The organism is Clostridium sp. FP1 (assembly GCF_011065975.2).
Classification (GTDB): domain Bacteria; phylum Bacillota; class Clostridia; order Clostridiales; family Clostridiaceae; genus Clostridium_AD; species Clostridium_AD tagluense.
Genome location: NZ_JAAMNJ020000001.1, coordinates 3,995,686 through 4,018,679 on the forward strand (window position 1 = coordinate 3,995,686; position 22,994 = coordinate 4,018,679).

The 22,994-nt window shown below is 31.7% G+C and carries 19 protein-coding genes, 5 tRNA genes and 1 other annotated feature (1 of these 25 running past the window's edge); of the genes, 5 read left to right on the forward strand and 19 right to left on the reverse strand.

Annotation, left to right across the window (positions count from 1 at the left end):
• Positions 1–158: 158 nt before the first annotated feature.
• From G9F70_RS19225 to G9F70_RS19285, 13 genes are all read right to left on the reverse strand, one after another.
• Positions 159–233 (reverse strand) — tRNA-Cys (locus tag G9F70_RS19225).
• A gap of 18 nt (positions 234–251) precedes the next feature.
• Positions 252–326: transfer RNA gene (locus G9F70_RS19230), tRNA-Gly, on the reverse strand.
• Between the two features lie 5 nt (positions 327–331).
• Positions 332–407: transfer RNA gene (locus tag G9F70_RS19235), tRNA-Phe, on the reverse strand.
• 24 nt (positions 408–431) lie between these two features.
• Positions 432–508 (reverse strand) — tRNA-Asp (locus G9F70_RS19240).
• A gap of 5 nt (positions 509–513) precedes the next feature.
• Positions 514–589: transfer RNA gene (locus G9F70_RS19245), tRNA-Val, on the reverse strand.
• Between the two features lie 378 nt (positions 590–967).
• Positions 968–1,849 carry an Hsp33 family molecular chaperone HslO gene (gene hslO / locus G9F70_RS19250; protein ID WP_164944595.1) on the reverse strand — a complete coding sequence of 294 codons (882 nt, stop codon included), beginning with the start codon at positions 1,847–1,849 and terminating at the stop codon, positions 968–970.
• Between the two features lie 14 nt (positions 1,850–1,863).
• Entirely contained in the window at positions 1,864–2,622 is a 759-nt protein-coding gene (locus tag G9F70_RS19255; RefSeq protein WP_164944596.1) for a class I SAM-dependent DNA methyltransferase, read from the reverse strand.
• Between the two features lie 105 nt (positions 2,623–2,727).
• Complete coding sequence (locus G9F70_RS19260; RefSeq protein WP_164944597.1) at positions 2,728–2,967, reverse strand: small, acid-soluble spore protein, alpha/beta type; 240 nt, start codon at positions 2,965–2,967, stop codon at positions 2,728–2,730.
• A gap of 134 nt (positions 2,968–3,101) precedes the next feature.
• Positions 3,102–4,799, reverse strand: a complete 1,698-nt coding sequence (locus tag G9F70_RS19265) for a peptide ABC transporter substrate-binding protein (RefSeq protein ID WP_164944598.1) — start codon at positions 4,797–4,799, stop codon at positions 3,102–3,104.
• A gap of 338 nt (positions 4,800–5,137) precedes the next feature.
• The gene (locus tag G9F70_RS19270) at positions 5,138–6,103 is read right to left on the reverse strand and encodes an ABC transporter ATP-binding protein (protein ID WP_164944599.1); all 966 of its coding nucleotides are present in this window, start codon (positions 6,101–6,103) and stop codon (positions 5,138–5,140) included.
• Positions 6,103–7,122: an ABC transporter ATP-binding protein gene (locus tag G9F70_RS19275; RefSeq protein ID WP_164944600.1), complete on the reverse strand. Its 1,020-nt coding sequence runs from the start codon at positions 7,120–7,122 to the stop codon at positions 6,103–6,105. The genes G9F70_RS19270 and G9F70_RS19275 overlap by 1 nt, the downstream gene beginning before the upstream one ends.
• Before the next feature lie 12 nt (positions 7,123–7,134).
• On the reverse strand, positions 7,135–8,052 hold the full coding sequence (locus G9F70_RS19280; RefSeq protein ID WP_164944601.1) for an ABC transporter permease: 918 nt from the start codon (positions 8,050–8,052) through the stop codon (positions 7,135–7,137).
• 10 nt (positions 8,053–8,062) lie between these two features.
• Positions 8,063–8,998, reverse strand: coding sequence for an ABC transporter permease (locus G9F70_RS19285; RefSeq protein ID WP_164944602.1), 936 nt, complete (start codon positions 8,996–8,998; stop codon positions 8,063–8,065).
• A 1,288-nt stretch (positions 8,999–10,286) separates the two neighbouring features.
• Here G9F70_RS19285 and dapA point away from each other — a divergent pair.
• Together dapA and dapB are read left to right on the forward strand one after the other, a co-directional pair.
• Complete coding sequence (gene dapA, locus G9F70_RS19290; protein ID WP_164944603.1) at positions 10,287–11,180, forward strand: 4-hydroxy-tetrahydrodipicolinate synthase; 894 nt, start codon at positions 10,287–10,289, stop codon at positions 11,178–11,180.
• Positions 11,180–11,935 carry a 4-hydroxy-tetrahydrodipicolinate reductase gene (gene dapB, locus G9F70_RS19295; RefSeq protein WP_164944604.1) on the forward strand — a complete coding sequence of 252 codons (756 nt, stop codon included), beginning with the start codon at positions 11,180–11,182 and terminating at the stop codon, positions 11,933–11,935. Before dapA ends, dapB begins: the two co-directional genes overlap by 1 nt.
• A gap of 61 nt (positions 11,936–11,996) precedes the next feature.
• On the opposite strand, the gene G9F70_RS19300 is transcribed toward dapB, so the two are convergent.
• Positions 11,997–13,154, reverse strand: coding sequence for a pyridoxal phosphate-dependent aminotransferase (locus G9F70_RS19300; protein ID WP_164944605.1), 1,158 nt, complete (start codon positions 13,152–13,154; stop codon positions 11,997–11,999).
• Positions 13,155–13,430: 276 nt separating this feature from the next.
• On the opposite strand from G9F70_RS19300, the gene dapD reads away from it, so the two are divergent.
• On the forward strand, positions 13,431–14,141 hold the full coding sequence (dapD, locus tag G9F70_RS19305; protein WP_164944606.1) for a 2,3,4,5-tetrahydropyridine-2,6-dicarboxylate N-acetyltransferase: 711 nt from the start codon (positions 13,431–13,433) through the stop codon (positions 14,139–14,141).
• A 321-nt stretch (positions 14,142–14,462) separates the two neighbouring features.
• Here dapD and G9F70_RS19310 read toward each other — a convergent pair whose 3' ends face one another.
• Positions 14,463–15,155, reverse strand: a complete 693-nt coding sequence (locus G9F70_RS19310; RefSeq protein ID WP_164944607.1) for a single-stranded DNA-binding protein — start codon at positions 15,153–15,155, stop codon at positions 14,463–14,465.
• A 225-nt stretch (positions 15,156–15,380) separates the two neighbouring features.
• On the reverse strand, positions 15,381–16,136 hold the full coding sequence (pdaB, locus tag G9F70_RS19315; protein WP_164944608.1) for a polysaccharide deacetylase family sporulation protein PdaB: 756 nt from the start codon (positions 16,134–16,136) through the stop codon (positions 15,381–15,383).
• A 267-nt stretch (positions 16,137–16,403) separates the two neighbouring features.
• Between pdaB and G9F70_RS19320 the strand changes: the two genes are divergently transcribed.
• The gene (locus G9F70_RS19320; protein ID WP_125006050.1) at positions 16,404–16,931 is read left to right on the forward strand and encodes a DUF4364 family protein; all 528 of its coding nucleotides are present in this window, start codon (positions 16,404–16,406) and stop codon (positions 16,929–16,931) included.
• A 3-nt stretch (positions 16,932–16,934) separates the two neighbouring features.
• Here G9F70_RS19320 and G9F70_RS19325 read toward each other — a convergent pair whose 3' ends face one another.
• Positions 16,935–17,816 carry a YncE family protein gene (locus G9F70_RS19325; protein WP_125006048.1) on the reverse strand — a complete coding sequence of 294 codons (882 nt, stop codon included), beginning with the start codon at positions 17,814–17,816 and terminating at the stop codon, positions 16,935–16,937.
• Between the two features lie 444 nt (positions 17,817–18,260).
• Between G9F70_RS19325 and G9F70_RS19330 the strand changes: the two genes are divergently transcribed.
• Positions 18,261–18,509, forward strand: coding sequence for a TIGR03905 family TSCPD domain-containing protein (locus G9F70_RS19330; RefSeq protein WP_164944609.1), 249 nt, complete (start codon positions 18,261–18,263; stop codon positions 18,507–18,509).
• 112 nt (positions 18,510–18,621) lie between these two features.
• Here the strand turns inward: G9F70_RS19330 and G9F70_RS19335 are convergent, their stop codons facing one another.
• Positions 18,622–19,974 (reverse strand): bifunctional folylpolyglutamate synthase/dihydrofolate synthase, encoded by a 1,353-nt coding sequence (locus G9F70_RS19335; protein ID WP_164944610.1) that lies wholly within the window; start codon positions 19,972–19,974, stop codon positions 18,622–18,624.
• A gap of 256 nt (positions 19,975–20,230) precedes the next feature.
• On the reverse strand, positions 20,231–22,873 hold the full coding sequence (locus G9F70_RS19340) for a valine--tRNA ligase (protein WP_164944611.1): 2,643 nt from the start codon (positions 22,871–22,873) through the stop codon (positions 20,231–20,233).
• A 108-nt stretch (positions 22,874–22,981) separates the two neighbouring features.
• Positions 22,982–22,994, reverse strand: a binding site (T-box leader) (it continues 214 nt past the right edge of the window).

Here is a 22,994-nt window from a genome sequence, read left to right on the forward strand (position 1 = left end):
TCATCTCATATTTATCTGATTTTTTCTATATATCTTTTAGCTAGAATGTTATCCACAGCGGCTTCCGCAAGCTGTTTCCTATATAAGGACAATTCAAATATAAAAAAAAATAGCCTACCTACTGAAATATCAGTATTTAGACTACTTTTCTTCTGCTTTGGAGGCGCCACCCGGATTTGAACCGGGGAATAAAGGTTTTGCAGACCTTGACCTTACCGCTTGGCTATAGCGCCATTAATTGAATTTAAAATTGGAGCGGAAGACGAGATTCGAACTCGCGACGTTCACCTTGGCAAGGTGACGCTCTACCACTGAGCCACTCCCGCAACATTGGTGGCTAGACCAGGAATCGAACCAGGGACACGAGGATTTTCAGTCCTCTGCTCTACCGACTGAGCTATCCAGCCTTGATAATCTTTCCAATTTTAAAATGGCGACCCAGAACGGACTCGAACCGTCGACCTCCGCCGTGACAGGGCGGCACTCTAACCAACTGAGCCACTGGGCCATATATGGTGGGAACAACAGGGTTCGAACCTGTGACCCTCTGCTTGTAAGGCAGATGCTCTCCCAGCTGAGCTATGCTCCCATATATTTTCATCAACTATTTCATTATACATCACTTCTTGGAACTTGTCAACAACTTTATGCATTAATTGTTTTGCACTCTTTTGTTTGTTTGCTAAGAACTAAGTACATTTATATATTATAAGATTTTCTTAAACTTGTCAACAATAACTATCATGGCTATTCATATATATTTCACTTATACTCCTCAATTGTCAATTTTACTCTATTTATCTGTGTTTTTCAATATATGCAACTTAGGGAGTTAAAAATATAAATAACAAGCCAAGTATACTATCCTTAATTTAGTGATATAAGAAAGTTACGAAGCAATCTTCTCGAATGATCAATGATCATTCGTTGCTTCACAACTTTCTCCTTTTAAAAAGTATATCTTAATCTATGAATTAACATTTTTAAGCAATTGCCCAATGTCTTCATGATTAAATTCATAATTCTTATTACAAAAATGACATTTAATTTCCTCTGTTTTACCATCATCATATAATTCTTCTAGGTCCTTTTTACCTATACTTATTAATGCCCTCTCCACTCTTTCTCTACAACAATCACATTTATATATTGGCACGATTTCTTCATGTATTTTAAGTTCCATATCTTCAAATATAAATTCTAAAATTTCTTCAATAGTCATACCTTTTTCTATGAATTCAGTTATTGATGGAATTTCTTCAAGCCTATATGTTATTATATCAGCCAAAAATTCATCTGCACCAGGCATCATTTGGATTATAAACCCTCCTGAGGCTTTAATGCTCATGTCCGTATCCACTAACACTCCAAGGCCCACAGCTGATGGTGTCTGCTCTGAAACAGTAAAGTAATAAGCTAGATCGTCTCCGATTTCTCCTGTGGAAATTGGTACTTGCCCTACATATGGCTCCTTTAGTCCCATATCTCTTATAATTCTTAAATAACCATCCACACCAATGGCGCCACTTACATCAAGTTTCCCCTTGCTATTCGCCGGTAAATCTACATCAGGATTTCCTATATATCCTTTTACACTTGAATCTGCATGAGCGGTTACTACAACCCCTCTAGCTTTTCCTCCACCATCTATTTGCAGTGTTAAACTATCACTCTGCGACTTTAGCATAGTCCCCATAAGCGTCCCAGCTGTTAGCATCCTACCTAATGCTGCGGCTGCAGTAGGCGCACATTTATGCATGTTTACTCCCTCATTTACTAAATTCGTAGTTATGGCTGCAATTATTCTAACCTGTCCACCCTTTGCAGTAGCTCTAACCAATTTATCCATATACTAATTCCCCCTTATATCCTTTTATTATTTTTTGACTTGCTAAGCACATAACATATTCGCTCTGTGTTTTCACTTACTATCTTATCTTCATAGTTATCCATTTTTTTTATTATTTCAAATCCAATTTTTTTTATAACATTTTCTACATATCCTTCTTTATAGGCCCTTTCTGAATGCTCCTCATCAAAGCGTCTATATACTTGTCCTTCTTTTACAAAAAAGGTTAAATTCATTTCTACTATATCATTTTCTAAATAATTCTCCCAGATATAGACTACATCATCGGAGTCGTAATTATAAATATTATTTCCAAGCACATTAGTGAGTTTATAATAAGAGTTAATATCAAAAATAAATAACCCATCCTCTTTTAGTACATCATAAACCCCTAATAGATACTTTTTAAAATTTTCTTCTTCTAATATATAGTTAGTAGAATCTAAACAGCAAGTTATGAGATTAAAGGTATTATTTAAATTCAATTCACAAATATTTTGACATACGAATTTTGCCTTTATACCTGCATCCCTGATTTTTTTCTCTGCTTCACACAACATATCACAAGATAAATCAACTGCCCATATTTGCTTAAATCCATTTGCAATTTCTACAGTAAGATTTCCTGTACCACAGGCTAAATCTAAGTAACTCGACCTATCAATGCCATATTCACTGCAAATACATAATATATTTGCAGCCCATGTTTTATAATCAATATCAGAATTTATAAGTTCATCGTATATATGAGCAAACTCTTTATAACAATCCATTTTAATATTTCTCCTTTTTCAAAGATCTTTCCATTTAAAACTATAATGGTATATAATATTCTAACCTATACACCAAATATTGTCCAAAATAATTTGCTGATTTTTTTAAAATTCTTTGTTTTTAGGGAGATTGATACTTTTCTTTTTTTTAGTCATTAGTCCCCCAACTCTTCCTGTTTCCTCTGCTGTTAGTCCACTCCATCCGCAGGCTTCTATCTTCTCTGTTAGACCTAATTCTTCGGCTATTTCATATTTTAATGTTTCACGGAGCATTTCGTTTTCAGTTAACTCTTTATTCCCTTTTAGTTTAGCTTTAATAATTTTCTTTAAAGGTGTTTTTCCCATGATAACCCTCCAAATTGTAATATATAATATTTTAATATTTTTTACAATTTGAAGTTTTTTTATTCATAATAAAAAAATAAAAAGATAGTGCGATAATTTTTATTACCGCACTATCTTCTTATTTATAGTTTATACTATTTTCTTCCCTCAGTATAAGTATATTTGAAGTCATTAGCTCCAAATAATGGTGACATTACATTTTTTACATATTTAGCTCTAAAATTGTTATTAACTCTATATACAGTCGGAGCGATAACTGCATCATCCACTAATAATATTTTTTCTGCTTGTTTAAAGAACTCTATTCTCTTTTCTGGTTCAATTGTGTTAGCAGCTCCTTTAATTAAATTATCGTATTTTGGATTTGACCATCCAGTTGCAATTTGATTAGCTCCAGTCATAAACAAATCAAAGAATGTATTTGGATCGTTGTAGTCTCCGTTCCATGCTACACCAGTCATTTGATAGTCAAATGCATCCGATCTCTTTTGAGCTATTGCCCAATCCACATATTCTACCTTTAAATTTATGCCTAAATTTTTCTTATACATTTCTTGATTGTATTCAGCAGTTTCTCTATGTTTAGCATCAGTTCCTGCCTCTAGGTAACTAAATACAGCTTTCGCTGGATCTGGACTTTCTCCAATTTCTTTTAAACCTTCAATCAACAATTTTTTAGCATCTGGATTTGCTGCCTTGAATTCTTTAAGTGGCTCTATACCAACTTTTTCTCTATAATCTTTTCCGCCTATTTGGAGTGTTGGTGGGCACCATCCATATGCTGGTTGAGCTAACCCTTTATATATAACTTTAACTAACTGTTCTCTGTCAACAGCTAAACTGAATGCCTGACGGATTTTAGCATTTTTAAAATATTTGTCCTTTTGATTAAAATAAGTATAGCTTTCTAATGGCTGATTAATTGTTGATACATCAAACTTATTTGATGCCTTAAATCTTTCTACCCATTCTGTTTTATCTGCTAAAACATAATCTATTACACCACTTGATAATGAGTTCATTCTTGCTGTTTCGTCTTTCAGAATACTAAGAGTTAATTTGTCCAATTTAACTGAACCTTTATCCCAATAAGTTGGATTCTTTTCGAATTCCATCTTACTTTGGTGCGCCCAATTTTTTAGTATAAATGGTCCATTATAAATCATTGTATTTGCTTCTGTACCAAATTTTTCTCCACTAGCTTTAACTATATCTTCTCTTTGAGGATACATAACTTTAAAATATGTTAAATCTAAGAAATATGGGCATGCTTTATCTAATGTAAATTCCAATGTTTTTGCATCTAATGCCTTAATACCCACTTCTTCAGCTTTTGCTTTCTTAGAATTATATGCTTTAGCATTTTTCAAAGGAAATAAAATAAATGCATATGTTGAAGCAGTCTTTGGATTAAGAGCTCTTTTAATTGCAAATTCAAAATCTTGAGCTGTTACTGATCTTCCGTCATTCCACTTAAAATCTCTTAAATGGAATGTCCATACAGTTTTATCTGCATTAGATTCCCATTTTTCTGCTCCTGCAGGTTTTATAACATCTTTTCCATCTTTATCTTGCTCAATTCTAGTTAAACCTTCCATACAGTTAACTAAAGTTTCTGTTGAATACTTATCAGTTGCAATTGATGGATCAAGTGACTTCGGCTCACCTTGTATATAACCATTTAAAAATTGATCTTTGTCCATCTTAACTGCAGAAGCATCACCAGGTTTTGTTTCAGGCGCTGCAACAGGTTTCTTTCCACAACCTACTAGTGCAATTGAAGCAGTTAGTGACAGTGTTAGTAAAGTAGCCATTAATCTTTTTGTTTTCACGAAAAAACCCCCCTTTAATATGTTTAGACCGATAATAAGACTTTATTAAATTTGTACAATAAGTATTTATATATATTATCAATATAATTTGTATAAAAATAAATCGATAATATAACCTATTTAGCTTTATTAACATCATATATAATATGTCTGTTGTATACTGCATATTATATATACACAATATACTAACTTTTTACGCACTACCTAAATTCTTATTCTCATAATATACCATCTATTTCAGAAAATCAAGTATAATTTTCTGAATATAGCAATTATAGTTTATTATTATGTTATTGGATTAAATATTTTGAATCTTCATCATATTCCGTTTAGTAATTTTAATCAAATAAGTGGCAAGCAACATAATGCTCTTTTTCTATTTCTTTAAGCATTGGTGTTTGTTCACTGCAAATTGGTTTTGCGTATCTACATCTAGGTGTAAATCTACAACCTGGTTTTGGATTTATAGGACTTGGTACTTCACCCTCTAGTTTAATCCTTGCCTTTTTCCTTTCAACTTCTGGATCTGGTACTGGTATTGCTGATAATAAGGCTTGAGTATATGGATGAAGTGGTTTCTCATATAAATCATGACTACTTGCAAGCTCTACCATTGATCCAAGGTACATTACTCCTACTCTATCCGATATATGTTTAACCATTGATAAGTCATGAGCTATAAATAAATAAGTGAGTCCTAGCTCCTGCTGTAGTTGTATCAATAAGTTAACAATTTGTGCTTGTATTGAAACGTCAAGAGCTGAAATTGGCTCATCACATACTATAAAATCTGGTTCTATAGCAAGGGCCCTTGCTATTCCTATTCTTTGTCTTTGTCCACCTGAGAATTCATGTGGAAATCTTGAGCCATGCTCTTTATTAAGTCCTACTAATTGTAAAAGTTCATATATTCTATTAGTTCTTTCTTGACCAGTGTAAAGATTATGGATATCTATGCCCTCACCAATTATATCTCCAACAGTCATTCTTGGATTTAATGAAGCATAAGGATCCTGAAATATTATTTGTGCTCTTCTTGCAAAATCTTTTTTTGCTTTCTTATTTAATTTATGAACATCAATTCCATCAAACAATACTTCACCATCAGTTGCACTATACATTCCCATTACAGTTCTTCCACAAGTAGTTTTTCCACAACCAGATTCTCCAACAAGCCCCAGTGTTTCACCTTTTCTTATGAAAAAGCTAACATCATCCACCGCTTTTAAGGTAGCATTTTTACCAACCTCAAAATACTTTTTAAGATTTTTAACCTCTATTAAAATATCATTATTGTTAGCCATTATTTATCACCTCTTAATGCTGCAGGAATATCAACCTTTGGTGCCATAGAATGTTTTAACCAACAGCAAACTTCATGGTTTTCACTTAAAGTTGTAACTTCTGGCATTTCTTCTCTGCATATTTGCATACAATGCTCACATCTTGCTGCAAAGGAACACCCTACAGGTGGTTTAAGTAAATCCGGTGGCGTTCCACGCAACGAATAAAGTTTGCCTTTATTTTTCGTGTCCAGTCTTGGAACTGATTGAAGCAATGCCCAAGTGTATGGGTGTTGTGGATTTTTAAATATTTCGTCTGTTGTTCCATGCTCTATTATTTGTCCTGCGTACATTACTTGTATTCTATCCGCAACGTCTGCAACAATTCCTAAATCATGAGTTACAAGAATAACTGCTGTTCCAAGCTTTTCTTGAAGATCCGAAATAAGATCCATTATTTGAGCTTGTATTGTAACATCTAGTGCAGTTGTTGGTTCATCTGCTATAAGTATTTTAGGATTACAAGCTAGTGCTATAGCAATCATTGCCCTTTGCCTCATACCGCCTGAAAATTCATGTGGATATTGATGCGCACGTTTATCTGCATCAGGAATATTAACTAAATCTAACATTTTTATTGCTTCATTCATAGCTTCAGTTTTACTCATGCCCCTGTGTATAATTAAGCTTTCTGATATTTGTCTTCCAATAGTCATAGTTGGGTTCAACGATGTCATAGGGTCTTGAAATATCATAGAAATATCTGAACCCCTAAGCTCTCTAAGTTCTTTTTCTGACATAATACTAATATCTTTGCCATCAAATAGTATCTTTGAGCTTTTTTTTATTTCACCTGGTGGCTCTGGAATTAATCTCATTAACGATTTTGAAGTAACAGTTTTTCCACATCCAGATTCTCCAACTACAGCTAAAGTCTCTCCTTTTTTTAGGTAAAAAGAAATTCCTCTTACCGCTTGTACCTCACCAGCATAAGTATGAAATGAAACTCTTAAGTCTTTTACATCTAATATTTTTTCCATGATTTTTCCTCCCTATTGACGTAATCTCGGATCTAGCGCATCTCTTAAACCATCGCCAAGCAATGTAAATGATAACATAGTTAAACTAATAAATAGTGATGGAAAGAATAACTGATAAGGATAAAACATTAAGCTCGGTTGTGCTGCAGATGCTAACGCTCCCCAACTTGTATGCGGTGATTGAATTCCTTGACCTAAATAACTTAAGAAGGCTTCTCCAAATATAAAGGCTGGAATATCGAAAGTAATAGCTACAATCATTATTCCTAGCGTATTTGGAAGTAAGTGTTTTGCAATAATTCTTGAAGGATTAGCACCTAACGCCGCAGCCGCTAGTACATATTCCTGTTCTTTTATTTGTAATAACTGTCCACGTACAAGTCTTGCCATTTGAACCCATCCTGTTATAGTCATGGCAATAATAATAGCCCAAATACCTTTATGCAATATTAGTGAAACTAATATAACAATTACTAGATAAGGAATACTTGCAAGTATCTCAACTATTCTCATCATAATGTCATCAATAAATCCACCATAAAATCCAGATATCCCACCATAAATACCACCTACTACAGTATCTATGAACGCTCCTACAAGTCCTATAATTATAGAAACTCTACCTCCAGCCCAGACTCTTGAAAACACATCACGTCCAAGATTGTCTGTTCCAAACCAATGTGTTAAATTAGGCGGAATATTCACTAAATTATCATTTTTAACTTCAAAATTAAATCCATTAATATATTGTCCAAACATAGTCATTAATGATATTAAAATCAGTATTATTAATGAGGCTGTAGCCACCTTATTTTGTTTTAATCTTCTCCATGCATCTTGCCAATAGGTCATACTAGGTCTTAATATTTCCTCAGCATTAGCATTTTCACATCCAATTATTTTAAATTTCTCTTTCGATAACTGTGCCATACTTCTCCCCCTATCTCTTTTCTCCAGTTAATCTTATTCTTGGGTCAATCAATCCATATAATATGTCTACTAAAACATATGCTATTATTACTAAGGTACATAAGAAAACTGTTTGTCCCATAATCATAGTGAAATCTCTATCCGTTATTGAAGTTACAAAATTATAACCAAATCCTGGAATCGAAAATATACTTTCTATAACAAAGGCTCCTACAAATATATTCGCCAGTTGTGGTCCGAGTATTGTGATGGCTGGAAGTATAGCATTTCTAATAACATGTTTCCATACTAAGCTAAGTTTTGTAATACCTTTAGATTTTGCTGTTAATATATAATCTTGTCCTATTATATCAAGAGTATTAGCTCTCATGTATCTGGCATAAGTAGCTATAGAACTAAAACTTAAGGCTATACTTGGTAATATAGTGTATTCAAAACCTCCCCATCCCGTGGTTGGAAGCCACATGTTTTTAACTGTAAAGAAGTATTGAAGTAGGGCTGCCATAACAAAACTCGGTATAGAAATACCTAATATTGCTATAAACATAACCAGGTAATCTGGCCACCTCCCTCTATTAAAGGCTGCTATTATTCCAAGACTTACCCCTATGAAAAATCCCATTGCTATAGCTTGTATACCCAGTCTTGCAGATACCGGCGCATGTAATTTTATAACATCAGTAACTTTTCTTCCCGGGTAAGCAAGCGATTCGCCTAAATCTCCGTGAAACACAATATTTTTCATAAATCTGCCGTATTGCACTACAACTGGTTGATCCAGACCATACTTTGACATGAAATTTGCTCTTATTTGTTCTGGCAATTTTCTTGCCATGCCTGCTAATGGGTCTCCTGGAATAGCGTGTATCAACATAAAGGTGATAGTAGCTACTATCCAAAGAGTCACAAACATATACCCTAATCTCTTAAGTATAAATTTAAACATTTTTTAAAATCCCCCCATCATTAATTTTTAAAAAGTCCATTTTATTTTTGTTCATTACCATGTAATGGTGTAAATCAAAGTAGTTTTTTTCATTTCTATAATATTATTTAAAATAATAAAATAACATGTACACATTTTTTATTATAAAAAATAAAATTATATAATGAATTACATTTAGAAAATTGCAAAAGTATTTACATTGTAAATATTCCAACAATTCCGTGTTTAAACTGTACTTTAATTTTGAACTGCTAACTATTTAGTTATAGTTAGTTTAAATGATCATTTTAAATTTTTCTAAAAACTACTTTCGTTTCAGTTTATGATTCATCATATAGCATTTTAAAATGGAAATCAAGATAATTTCCGTTTTGATAACGGTATTTTTGTGAATTTATAAGGTTTTTACAATTTTAATGATTTCCTATAACACCATTAAACTTAAGTTAAGATTTTCACTTTTATACGACTTTTTCTGTTGTTTTTCTACATTGAAATGATTTACTTCATTAAACTAACTTTTCAATACCTCCTTTTACTTGTCACTAAAATTCCCCCTTAGATTTTTCAATACGTTTATATAGCAATAAGTAAAATACTTATTAAGCCCAAATAAAGATTTTTCAAAATAAAATACTTTTAATTTAAAAGTCCCGTGTTAAGACTGTTTTTTTAAGTCAATTTGAATTATATAAGAATGAGAACTTTCACAAATTTTAATAAATAAAAAATATTCTGTCAATTTTTGTTGTAAATGAAATCATTTTAATATAATTAAGACTTAAGAAAATACTTTACCTATAATTTAATTTATAAAACATTTTGCAATTAGCTGTAGTTTTATAGCTCCAAATACATTTAACAATGTCATTTTGAAACATTTTACAGGTTTATTATTATTTTCTTTTTTTTATATTATCACGGTTTTTGTAAGTTGTCAAACTTATTTGTCGTTATTGATTATGATGATTAGAGTAATATGGCGCTAACTAAAATTTTCATATTATTATTTCATAATTATAATATTATGAATACTTTCTTGCAAGCTTTATATTTAAGATTTTCATTTTTTTTTTGAAAAGTATATATATTTCCACATAGGGGCTATATAATATAGTAAAGAAAGACATTTTAGTGATAATGCATGTGTCATTTTAATTTATAAATTAAAATAAAAAAATGCTTCACTAAACATAATTTAAATTAATAAATATATAGTAATAGAAATAAGATAGTATATGGAGAATAATAATTGTTATTCTCCATATAACTACGAGGAGGTAATTACATGAGTATTTTTAAAGGTTCTGGTGTTGCAATAGTCACCCCATTTAATGAAAGAGGAGTAGACTTTAAAAAATTGGAAGAATTGATAGAATGGCAGATTAACAGCAAGACAGATGCTATTATAGTATGTGGTACTACTGGCGAAGCCTCTACTATGACAGAGCAAGAAAGAAAAGAAACCATAAAATTTGTGGTGGATGTAGTTAATAAGAGAATTCCAGTAATTGCAGGTACAGGAAGTAACAATACTGCTGCTGCCGTAAGCATGAGTAAATGGGCAGAAAAAATAGGAGTAGATGGATTGCTTGTAATTACACCTTACTACAATAAAACTACTCAGAAAGGTTTAGTTGAGCATTTTACTTCAATTGCAAATAGTGTCACTTCACCAATAATAATATATAACGTTCCTTCGAGAACAGCTCTTAATATTACTCCAAGCACACTTCTAAAATTATGCGAAGTGCAAAATATTGTAGCAATTAAAGAAGCAAGCGGAGATATAAGTCAAATAGCACAGATTAAATCTCTATGTGGAGATAGATTAGATATCTATTCAGGTAACGACGACCAAACTATACCTATACTTTCCCTAGGTGCTATTGGTGTTATATCTGTTCTTGCAAATATAATTCCTACAGTGATTCATAACATGTGTGAATTGTATTTAAAGGGTGAGCATGCAAAGGCTCTAAAAATCCAACTGGAATTTCTTGCTCTAAACAGCGCTATGTTTATAGAAACTAATCCTATCCCTGTAAAAACAGCTATGAATCTTATGGGACTTAAAGTAGGTCCATTAAGACTACCACTATGTGAAATGGAAGAAACTACGCTAGGAATTCTAAAAAAAGAATTAAATGCATATAACATACCTTTAAAGGAGGAAATTTAATGATTAGAATGCTTCTAAATGGGTGCAATGGTAAAATGGGAAAAGTTATTTCCGAAATGGCTAAAGCATCAACTAATATTTCAATTGTTGCTGGTATTGACAAAAATTCATCTGGTTTAACCTATCCATGCTATAACCATATAAATGAATGTGAGGATGAAATAGATGTAATTTTAGATTTTTCAAGACCAGATGCTCTAGATGCACTTTGCCAGTATTCCAAAGCGAAAAATATCCCTATTGTCTTTTGCACCACTGGTTATACCCAGGAACAGCTTTCTAAAATTCATTCACTTAGCGAAGACATTGCAGTATTTCACTCTGCAAATATGTCTATAGGTATAAATATTATTAATAATATGCTAAGGAGTATAAGCAACATGCTTTATAAGGATTTTGACATTGAGATAATTGAAAAGCATCACAATCAAAAAGTCGATGCTCCTAGTGGTACTGCTTTGCTTCTTGCAAATACAATTAAGGATTCTATTCAAGAAGAAACAGTCTTCACAAATGGAAGAAATGGCTTAGCTAAAAGAGAACGCAAGGAAATAGGCATTCATGCTATAAGAGGTGGAAATATTATAGGTGATCATGAAATTATATTTGCAGGAGAGGGAGAATGTATTGAGATTAAGCACACTGCAATCTCAAGAGAAGTTTTTGCAATAGGTGCATTAAAGGCCTGTGAATATATGTACGGAAAAGAGAAAGGTCTATACAGTATGGACGATGTAGTTAATATATCTCTTTAGTTTTTAACAAGTATTATAGCCTTGGAACAGAGAATCAATTTGTTCCAAGGCTTTTTCTAAATCATTCAGTTATATTTAACATTTCAAGCCATTTTTCCATTCTATCCAAACCCTCCTTTAACACTTCTAAACTATAAGAATAGGAAATCCTGATGAACCCTTCTCCACCTTTTCCAAAAGCTGATCCAGGCACAATAGCAACTTTACCTTCATATAGTAGTCTATTGCAAAATTCCTCGCTATTCATTGAGAATTTTGCAATAGATGGAAATATGTAAAAGGCCCCCTTAGGAAGCGTTACTTCCATTCCCATTCCAATTAATCTTTTATATACGTATTCTTTTCTCTTCCCAAACTCCACTTTCATATTATTCACGTCATTCATACAAGAAAGCAATCCCGCGTAGGCTCCCCATTGAGCTATAGAGGTTGCACAAGAAACATTATACTGATGTACTTTCAATATATTATCCATAATATACTTACTAGCACAAACATAACCTACTCTAAGCCCTGTCATGGAAAACATTTTAGAAAATCCACTCACCAAAATTACTCTATCTCTTAATTCATCAATTTGAGCTAGTGAATAGTATTTTTCATAGCATAATGAGCTATAAATCTCATCACTTATTATGTAAATATTTTTTTCTTTTAGAATTTTAAAAAGTTTATCTCTTTCCTCTAATGATAATGCTGCTCCAGTAGGGTTAGAGGGATAGGAAACCACTAAAAGCTTAGGATTTTCCTCACTTATAAGTTTACTTAAGGTTTCAAAATTAATAGTAAAATCACTATTAAGATTATAATTAACCACTTCTGCTCCAAAAAGCTTTACACAACTCTCGTAGGCCGGATAAGCTGGCGACGGTATAAGAACTTTATCTCCCGGGTTTAAAAATGCAGCAAATGTGCATAGTAGTGCCTCACTTCCACCAACAGTAACAACTACCTCTTCTGGTAAATAGTTAATATCCATATTACCTAAGAAATTAGAAATTTCATGTCGTAGCTCCGGAATGCCAGCATTAGCTGTGTATTCTGTTTTGTTTTCATTGATAGCGGAAGTCATTGCCTTTTTAATATTTGTAGGTACTGGAAAATCTGGTTGCCCTAGGGTAAGGGAAATCGCTCCTTGAACCTTTGATACCTTATTAAAAAACTTTCTAATCCCAGATATTTCTACGTTATTTACATTATTTGAAAATATATTATTCATAAAATCATCCTTTACATGTGTTTGAGTTATTGTCATTTTACTATATAAAAGAATAAAAATCAGTAGTTTTATAATTTTTTTAAGATAATAATGATATTTACCTTTAAATAAAGTTCATTTTACTATATGATTTATAAGGTATATAGTTTTATTTTAGAATTTTAATTTTATCTATGTTTTTATGAAAAATGGTAAATTCAAGTTTTATGGATATAAAACCCTATGCATAAAAACAACAATTTGGCTTAATACTTATAATACGAAAGGAGAATGAACATGAACTATGATTTAACAGACCCTTATGAAATTGCAAGATACATAAAAGAAGCTAAAAAGGCTACTCCCATTAAACTCTATATTGATGGAGATTTATCACAATGCCAGTTTGGAAATATAGAAAATTTTGGTAGTGGTAATTTTTATATACTTTTTGGTGAAAGTAATGAGGTATCAGATTTCCTAATAATGTATAAAGATAAAATCAAAAAATTTAAACTTGAACAAGACAGACGAAATTCAGCTATTCCTCTAATGGACATAAAAAATATTGACGCAAGAATTGAACCAGGCGCAATTATACGAGATAAGGTTACCATAGGTAAGAATGCCGTTATAATGATGGGCGCTGTAATTAATATAGGTGCTGAGATTGGCGATGAAACTATGATAGATATGAATGCCGTGGTGGGCGCTAGAGGAAAACTAGGCAAACGAGTTCACCTAGGTGCTGGTGCTATAGTAGCTGGGGTTTTAGAACCACCAAGCAAAAGCCCTTGTGAAATTGGCGACAATGTATTAATTGGAGCAAATGCTGTAATACTCGAAGGAGTAAAGATAGGTAAAAACTCTGTAGTAGCTGCAGGATCAGTAGTTGTAAATGATGTTCCTGAAAATGTTGTAGTTGCTGGAACACCCGCAAAAATAATAAAAAATGTGGATGATGGCACTAAAGAAAAAACTAAACTACTTGATGATTTAAGAAAATAAAATGGAAAGAGCATATATTACTACAAGTGCTTCTCACTACGCTAAGTAATTCTAAACTAATTTTATTGAAAGATACTAAAAAGTACAAACTCGCTGACGCTCAAACATGTACTTTTCTTAACGTATCTCCCAATAAAATTAGTTTGAATTACTAAAGCTTGTTCGAATGCATTTTACGTAATATATGCTCTTTTATACAGTTTAAAAGAAGGTACATTCAACTAGTTAAAACTGAATGTTGAATCTAAAACTTTTTTAAATTGATTTTCCATAATTTATAATGTTTTCAAGGACTAAAGTTGAAAACGTATACTATATATACTAGATAACGTCTAAAGCATCAAAATCTTGCTCTTCATCAATCATCATATTTGATTCTACTATGTTCTCACCATCTTTATTAACCTTTTCCATCTTTGATATAGACACTTCATATGCTACTTTTCTTATAACTTCTTCATCCGATAATTTCTTTTGATATTCTCTACTCTGGAGTCTTCCCCAGATTCTTATATTATCCCCTACTTCAAGACTTTTGCAAAATCTAGAATTTCGTCCCCAAGCAATTGTAGGTATATAATCAGATTTGTTATATAATCTGTTAACTGCCAGTAGCATGTCTGCAATCTCTCTTCCAAAAGGTGTTGTCCTATATATGGGACTTTTACAAATATATCCATCTAAAAATATTTGATTTGGATTCTTACTGCGTTCTTCACAAATTTTAATATCTCTAGCAAATACCGTTAAGATTAACCTATTAGATCCATCAACAAATTTATTGTAAGATCTAAGTTGACCTTCAACTATAAATTCATTTCCTATATTGATACTCATCCCTGCGATTAATCTTTCGGAAATTGTTATAGTTAAAATGTCTGTTGTTTCACTCAGTCTCCAAACCTCAAAATCAAACACATAAAACCCTTCACCATACATTTCATGACTAAATTTTAACTCAGATACTACCTTTCCTTCTAAATAAATCTTGTTATTTAACATAACATTATCCATTATAACCCCTCTTTCCCTTAGTTTTTTTAATAAGCTTTCCTTAGAATATAAGTATTCAGTTCTTTAATGTAATATACCTAATATTTATATAATTTTGCTAATATTTCTCAAATAAACAATTTATTATTTATTTTAATATTCCCCATATATATTTTGGCAAAATTATAACTATTTGGTGTTTCCATTATAATACAAATACTTACTAAATTTCAAGGTATTTAATTTTTATTTTTTTATTTGTTTTCCTTGTACATTTATATAATAATTATTTTTATATATTAAGTCTGATATTTTGACAAATGTATACCCCTCCCCTTTTAAATATTCTAGAATTCTAGGCAAATTCTCAGGAGTATATTTCGCATCATTGTGAAATAAAAGAATTGACCCAGGCTTAGTCTTTTTTATTATTCTATTAAATTCGATATCTAGCCCTTGTTCTTTCCAATCAATACTGTCTACATCCCATTGAATGCAATAATGGTTTGTAGCTTCTACAGTTTCAATTACTAAATTATTGTACTCTCCGGATGGACATCTAAAAAGAGTTGTTCCCTGTCCCGTTACAGACATTATTTTAGCATCCGTAGCAGCTATTTCTTCAATCATATTTTCTTTAGAGATTGTAGTCATAATAGGATGCTTATTAGAATGATTTCCTATTTCGTGCCCTTTTTCATACATGGTCTTTAACTTATCTGGATACTGATCTATCCACGCTCCAACTATAAAAAATGTTGCCTTAGCATTGTACTTATCTAATATTCTCAAAATATCATCTGTTCTATCATCGCCCCAGCTTGCATCAAATGAGATTGCAATCTTTTTATCTTTAGTATCTACAGAATATATTGGCAATTTACGTTGCTGGCCGAAAAATACACCTTTAGTTTTCAAGTTATAAACAGATAAAGTTATTAGAGTTCCAAGAAAAAGCACAAAAACTATTATTATCTTCTTTTTTATGTAACCCATATCCATGCTATCCCCCCTTATATCACTGTAGGCAACAGAACTTATAAATTGCTCCTCCCTTCTACCTTTATACTTTAAATTTATATTCCAAAAGTTAAAATATATGTATAATTTAATTTATAAAGTTTATTTCATATTAAATCATTAAAAATTAAAAGCACCGATTCATTTCGATGCTTTTTATGTTATAATGTTTATAGTTAATTTTACATGAAATAAAACAGTTCATAATTATTTTTTACTAAGCAGACTACAAGGAGGAGAGGAAACAATATGTTTGAAGATGCTTTAGACCTCGCTGAAAATAAGCTTCTTTTACTTTATATATTTTATAAAATAAAACTCCCTATTTCTAATATTCAATTAACACAAATTATTCTAGAAAATAATTTTATAAATTATTTTACGTTGCAACAATATATGACAGAACTTATAGCGTCTAACCTTCTTAAGCCTACTGAACAAAAGGGTAAACATAGATTAGTCATTACACAAAAGGGTGACAATGTTCTATCACTATTTAAAGGAAGAATTTCTGAAACCAAAATACAACTTATTGATGACTACTTGAAAATTCATCTTGAAAATATCAAAAAAGAGCTTACAGTTAGTGCTGATTACACAATAGAAAGTAATAACAATTATTTAGTTAACCTAACTGCATCAGAAGATAATTTTACACTTATAGATATAAAGCTTAGTGTGCCTTCTAACAAGCAAGCGAGAGATTTGTGTAGCAAATGGAGAGAAAAACCATCTGAATATTATACAAAGATAATAAACCTGCTCATAAATGATTAGTCACTATAAAAGTGTCATTCCTGTAGGCTCTCCGCCAATAGAAATGGCTTTTTTATTTTCAGTTAATTTATCAATTCTAAAAAGCAAATTATTATAATTATCACCTACGTACAAATACTTTTCATCTTCCAAGATTCCTCTAGGCATACCTCCAATTTTTATTTTTTTTATTTCTTTATAATTATTTATGTCGAGTATACTAACCGTACCATCTCCAAAATTTGATATAAAGCAGTATCTTTCATTACAATACATATCCACAGGTGAATTACCAACAGGTATATTGTATAACACATTGTAGTTTTTTAATGAAATAATACTTATACTTCCTTTGTTATCCATGCCTATATTACTTTCACAAACTAAAATGTAATTTCCATCTGGTGTAATAAGAGCTTTAGTAGGATATGCTCCCACCCTAAGGTTTTTAATACTTCCCTTAGGAGCACAATCTATTACTGTTACACTATCACTATTCATATTTGCTACTACAATTAGATTTTTTCTTTTACAAATATAAATACTATGTGGTAAATTGCCACAGGGAATTGCTTCTACAATGTGCTTCTTCTCTAAATCAAAAACTATTATGTCATCACAATCACCACAAATTACATAAGCTTTATTATCATAAACTGATAAATCATTACAGTGCATGCCTATAAAATAACTTTCAGTTTCATAATTATCCATATCAACTATAGAAATACTATTATCATAACTATTAGCTGTTATGAGTTTATTTTCATAAACATATATACCATGAGGACCAATTTTTTTGAGATTTTTTTTATCCAAATATATTTTTTCTTCTTCTACAAATAAATCCAAGTTAACTTTTGATATGCAATCTGATGAAGTACTACATACATATAACTTTCTCAAATCCCTCACCTCCTCATAACCATAATATGAAAATAGTAATAATGTGCTAACAATGTTTTCATAAAAATTAATAGGGGTGTTTATTCAAGATAGTCTAAAGATTTTTTCTTAGAGGATGCTGTCACTAAAAGTATATATTGCTACAAATGCGTTCGCGTCGCTAAGTAATTCAAAAATTTATTTTATTTACAGCTGCTAAAAAATGCAAACTCGCTTCGCTCAAACATGCATTTTTCTTAACGCAGCTGCAAATAAAATAAATTGTGAATTACTAAGGCTTGCTCAACGCATTTTACGCAATATATACTTTTGTTAGCATCCTCTAAGAAAAAAGAGTTTACCTTAAATCTTACTTTTACTAATTTCTTTCTTGAAATGGAGCTACTCAATAGTATATAATAACCTTTGTGATTATTAAAATCACGAAGGATGGAGGGTTACATTATGTATAGTTATACACCAAAAGGCGTTTGTTCTAAAAGTATAAATTTTGAAATAGTAAATGATAAAATAACAGAGGTTGTTTTTACAGGAGGATGCCCTGGCAATTTAATTGGAATCTCAAGCCTAGTAAAAGGAATGGGTGTTCAGGAGGCTATAAAAAAGCTTAAGGGTATTAGCTGTGGCGATAAAAGCACTTCTTGCCCTGACCAGTTAGCTTTAGCACTTGAAGAATTAGTTGTAAATGCTTAATTAAATAATATAAACACATAAAAGCTATGAAATTAAGGTATTAACCCTATATTCCATAGCTTTTTAGACAGCCACTTTTATCTATTTAATCATCACCTGCAGCGCTGCAGTATTAACGATTATGAATATTGCGTATTATTTTTCTCATATCTCCTACCATATATAAGGAACCACACACTAATAATAAATCCTCTTGCTCGCAATAGCTCAAAGCTTTTTTATATGCCTCCTCATAATTTTCAATTGACTCGCAGCTCCCAATGTATTTTTCTACTTGGACTTTTAATTGCTGTGAAAGTTCAGCCCGCTGGCTATGTGGAGTAACGGTGATAACTCTACTTACCTTTGGAACTATAGTCTTTATCATCTCTTCAACTTGTTTATCTGCAAGTATTCCCAAGATTAATATAATTTTGTTATAGTTAAAATACATGTCGATACTTTCAGTAAGGTTTTTTATACCATCAATATTATGTGCTCCATCTATAACAACTAAAGGCTTTTTATTCATTACCTCAAGGCGGGCTGGCCATTTTACAGTTCCAAGACCCATTAAAATATCATTTTTACTTATTGTGGCACCTTGCACTATAAGCTCCTCTATAACATTAATAGCTACGCAGCAGTTTAATAATTGATGCTTTCCTAGAAGTGAAAGTTCAATAATATAATCATTATTTAAAGTTTGAACTTTCAACTTTTGAGTAATAAGATTATTATTGCTATAACCTGTCCCCTCTAATGAAGTTATTGAAACCTGCTGTAAATTTTCCTTTCCCAAATATGTAGCTGATTCTCGAGGTACTTTTATTAATTTGCAATTTTTTTCTCTACATATTCTTTCTATTACATCGTAGCTTTCTTTTTGTTGTGGAAACATAACTACAGGAATTCCTTCCTTTATAATGCCTGCTTTTTCATAAGCAATTTTATCTATGGTATCACCTAATATTTGAGTATGGTCCAAGCTAATAGATGTAATAACACTTACAACAGGTATAATTACATTTGTTGAGTCAAGCCTTCCTCCCATACCCACTTCCATTACTGCAAAATCTACCTTATTTTTATAAAAATATAAAAATCCTGCACAAGTAATGATTTCAAATTCTGTTGGGTTACTATAACCTAGTTCCACCACTTTTTCCACTGCCTTGGAAACCTCTGTTATAATATTGCTTAAATCTGCTTTAGAAATATTTGTATTGTTTATTTGCATACGCTCTTCAAACTCTTCAATAAATGGCGAAATATATGAACCTACCTTATATCCGGATTTAACCAAAATATTAGTCACCATAGCTGTAGTAGAACCTTTTCCGTTAGTTCCTGCAATATGTATGCATTTTAATTTTTTATGTGGATTTCCTAAAAGTTCTAATATTTTTTCAGTTCTCTCAAGCCCAAGTTTAGTACCAAACTTGGCTGTGTTTTTTATATAATCCATAGCTTCATTATAATTCATATTTATCATTCCTTTCAAACTAGGTGGGGACAGTTAATGACTTTTTGACTTTCTCTTAAATTCTATACCAACATAGGGACAGTTAACAACCTTTTATTTTTATTTTTACTTTTATTTTTAATAAAACCATTGGGGACAGTTAACAACTATTTTATCTATCTTCTTAATTAGTTTTATTAGTTGTTAACTGTCCCCTTCCTTTTTAGTAAAAAAGGTTCCTATGTTTTATTTAAACATAGGAACCTTTTTCTAAAATTTATTTTAAATTTTCTATACTTTTGATTACTGAATTGTACATTTCTTTATATTTTTCACCCTTAGCTTTTTCTTCTTCCACTACCTCTACTGGAGCTTTAGCTGTAAATTTTTCATTGCAAAGCTTTTTCTCTACTCTATCTATTTCTTTTTCTAGTTTTTCTTTTTCCTTGTTTAATCTTTCTAATTCTTTTTCTAAATCTACAAGCTCAAGTAATGGCATATATACTTCTGCACCCTTAGTTACTACTGTAACTACATTTTCTGGCGCTTCCTCTTTAGAATTTAAGAATACTACTTCACTTGCAAAAGCAAGTTTTTGGAAATAAACTAATCCTTGGTGAAACGCTTCTTTTCCTTCTGTAGCATAAATAAATGTTTTAGCTTTTCTTGAAGGTGGTACATCCATATCTGCTCTAGCATTTCTTACGTCTTTTATTGCTTCTATAATATAGTTCATGTTTTGTTCTGCGTTTTCATCTTTAAGGGCCTCTTCATACTCTGGCCATTTAGCAATAGTTATAGATTGGTACTCGTTATCTAAATGAGTATAAATTTCCTCTGTTATAAATGGCATAACAGGATGAAGCAATTTAAGTCCAGTTTTTAATACATTATTTAATACATTTAATGCGATACCTTTTGCCGGGCCATCTTCTGCATATAATACTGGCTTAACAAGCTCAATATACCAATCACAGAATTCTGTCCACATAAAATCATTAACCTTTTGAAGAGCTATTCCTATTTCAAACTTCTCTATATTTTCCGTAACTTCTTTTACTACAGTATTCATTCTTGATAATATCCACTTATCTGCAATAGTATAATTTTTATTATCTTTGTATTGTATCATTAACTCCTCATTGAAATTCATCATAACAAACCTAGAAGCATTCCAAATTTTGTTAGCAAAGTTTCTGGCGGATTCTACTCTTGATTCATAGAATCTCATATCACTTCCTGGTGCATTTCCTGTAGCAAGTGAGAATCTTAAAGCATCTGCACCGTATTTTTCTATTACTTCTAATGGGTCTGTACCATTACCAAGTGACTTAGACATTTTTCTTCCCTTATCATCTCTAACCATTCCATGCATTAATACCGTTTCAAATGGCACTTCCTCTAAATTATAAAGTCCAGAAAATATCATTCTTGCAACCCAGAAGAATATAATATCATATCCTGTTACTAAAACACTTGTTGGATAGAAGTATTTTAAATCCTCTGTATTATTTGGCCAGCCAAGTGTTGAGAAAGGCCACAATGCTGAACTAAACCAAGTATCAAGTACATCTTTATCTTGCTGTAAATTTGTGCTATTACATTTAGTACAGTTTGTAGGTTCCGTTGATGCAACTATAATTTCTCCACAATCTTTACAGTACCATACTGGAATTCTATGTCCCCACCATAACTGTCTTGATATACACCAATCTTGAATGTTTTCCATCCAATTAAAGTAGGTTTTTTCAAATCTCTCTGGAACAAATTTGGTTTTCTTTTCCCGTACAGCATCTATGGCAGGCTTTGCAAGAGATTCCATTTTAACATACCATTGTTTGGATAAAAGTGGCTCTACAGTAGCTCCGCATCTATCGTGAGTACCTACATTATGAGCGTGTTCTTTTATTTTAACTAGTAGTCCTACACTATCTAAATCTTCTACAATAAGCTTTCTTGCCTCATATCTGTCAAGACCTGAATATTTTCCATAACCTTCACATATAGTTGCATTTTCATTCAAAATCACTATTTCAGGTAGATTATGTCTCTTCCCTATTTGGAAGTCATTAGGATCATGTGCTGGAGTGATCTTAACCGCGCCTGTTCCAAACTCTAAATCAACGTAATCATCTGCAACTATTGGTATCTCTCTATTTACTATAGGTAAAATCAATGTTTTTCCTACTAAATGTGCATAACGAGGATCTTTAGGATTTACTGCGACAGCCGTATCTCCAAGCATGGTTTCCGGCCTTGTGGTAGCTATTTCTAAGAATTCATCACTACCTACTACTGGATATTTTATATGCCAAAAGTGGCCTGCTTGTTCTTCAAATATTATTTCCGCATCTGAAATTGCCGTCATACATTTAGGGCACCAGTTTGTTATCCTATTTCCCTGATAAATAAATCCATCCTTATATAATTTAACGAAAACTTCTCTTACTGCGTGATTTAAGTTTTCATCCATAGTGAAGCTTTCCCTTGTAAAGTCAGCAGAACAACCCATCTTCTTTAATTGCCCTCTTATTTTTGCTCTATATTCATCAGTCCATTCCCAAACTTTTTCAAGGAATGCTTCTCTTCCCATTTCTTTTTTAACAAGTCCTTGCTTTAAAAGTTCATTTTCAACCTTTACTTCTGTAGCTATACTTGCATGATCTTGTCCTGGTAGCCACAAAGTGCTATATCCTTGCATCCTCTTTGTTCTTATTAAAATATCTTGAAGTGTATTATCAAGAGCATGACCTAAATGTAGTTGTCCTGTAATATTTGGAGGTGGCATCATAATTGTAAAAGGCTTTTTATTTTTATCAACATCTGGGGTAAAGTATCCTTTTTCTTCCCACCTTGCGTAAAGTCTTTCTTCAAAATCTTTTGGATCATAATTCTTAGCAATATTGTTATTTTCTTCCATGGATATTCCCTCCTTATTTGTAAAATCAGACATAAAACCAATATCCCATTAGGATAATTAACAGTTGAAACTCTTAATTTTCAAAAAAACAAAAAGAGCCTTCGTCTATAAAAGGACGAAG

What these genes read in the sequence shown, in the direction of transcription:
- G9F70_RS19335 (WP_164944610.1), bottom strand. Translation starts at nt 19,974, where the DNA reads ATGAATTATAATGAAGCTATGGATTATATAAAAAACACAGCCAAGTTT.
- dapA (WP_164944603.1), top strand. Translation starts at nt 10,287, where the DNA reads ATGAGTATTTTTAAAGGTTCTGGTGTTGCAATAGTCACCCCATTTAAT.
- pdaB (WP_164944608.1), bottom strand. Translation starts at nt 16,136, where the DNA reads ATGGATATGGGTTACATAAAAAAGAAGATAATAATAGTTTTTGTGCTT.
- G9F70_RS19340 (WP_164944611.1), bottom strand. Translation starts at nt 22,873, where the DNA reads ATGGAAGAAAATAACAATATTGCTAAGAATTATGATCCAAAAGATTTT.
- G9F70_RS19310 (WP_164944607.1), bottom strand. Translation starts at nt 15,155, where the DNA reads ATGGATAATGTTATGTTAAATAACAAGATTTATTTAGAAGGAAAGGTA.
- G9F70_RS19270 (WP_164944599.1), bottom strand. Translation starts at nt 6,103, where the DNA reads ATGGCTAACAATAATGATATTTTAATAGAGGTTAAAAATCTTAAAAAG.
- hslO (WP_164944595.1), bottom strand. Translation starts at nt 1,849, where the DNA reads ATGGATAAATTGGTTAGAGCTACTGCAAAGGGTGGACAGGTTAGAATA.
- G9F70_RS19285 (WP_164944602.1), bottom strand. Translation starts at nt 8,998, where the DNA reads ATGTTTAAATTTATACTTAAGAGATTAGGGTATATGTTTGTGACTCTT.
- G9F70_RS19320 (WP_125006050.1), top strand. Translation starts at nt 16,404, where the DNA reads ATGTTTGAAGATGCTTTAGACCTCGCTGAAAATAAGCTTCTTTTACTT.
- G9F70_RS19255 (WP_164944596.1), bottom strand. Translation starts at nt 2,622, where the DNA reads ATGGATTGTTATAAAGAGTTTGCTCATATATACGATGAACTTATAAAT.
- G9F70_RS19330 (WP_164944609.1), top strand. Translation starts at nt 18,261, where the DNA reads ATGTATAGTTATACACCAAAAGGCGTTTGTTCTAAAAGTATAAATTTT.
- G9F70_RS19260 (WP_164944597.1), bottom strand. Translation starts at nt 2,967, where the DNA reads ATGGGAAAAACACCTTTAAAGAAAATTATTAAAGCTAAACTAAAAGGG.
- G9F70_RS19275 (WP_164944600.1), bottom strand. Translation starts at nt 7,122, where the DNA reads ATGGAAAAAATATTAGATGTAAAAGACTTAAGAGTTTCATTTCATACT.
- G9F70_RS19280 (WP_164944601.1), bottom strand. Translation starts at nt 8,052, where the DNA reads ATGGCACAGTTATCGAAAGAGAAATTTAAAATAATTGGATGTGAAAAT.
- G9F70_RS19300 (WP_164944605.1), bottom strand. Translation starts at nt 13,154, where the DNA reads ATGAATAATATATTTTCAAATAATGTAAATAACGTAGAAATATCTGGG.
- dapB (WP_164944604.1), top strand. Translation starts at nt 11,180, where the DNA reads ATGATTAGAATGCTTCTAAATGGGTGCAATGGTAAAATGGGAAAAGTT.
- dapD (WP_164944606.1), top strand. Translation starts at nt 13,431, where the DNA reads ATGAACTATGATTTAACAGACCCTTATGAAATTGCAAGATACATAAAA.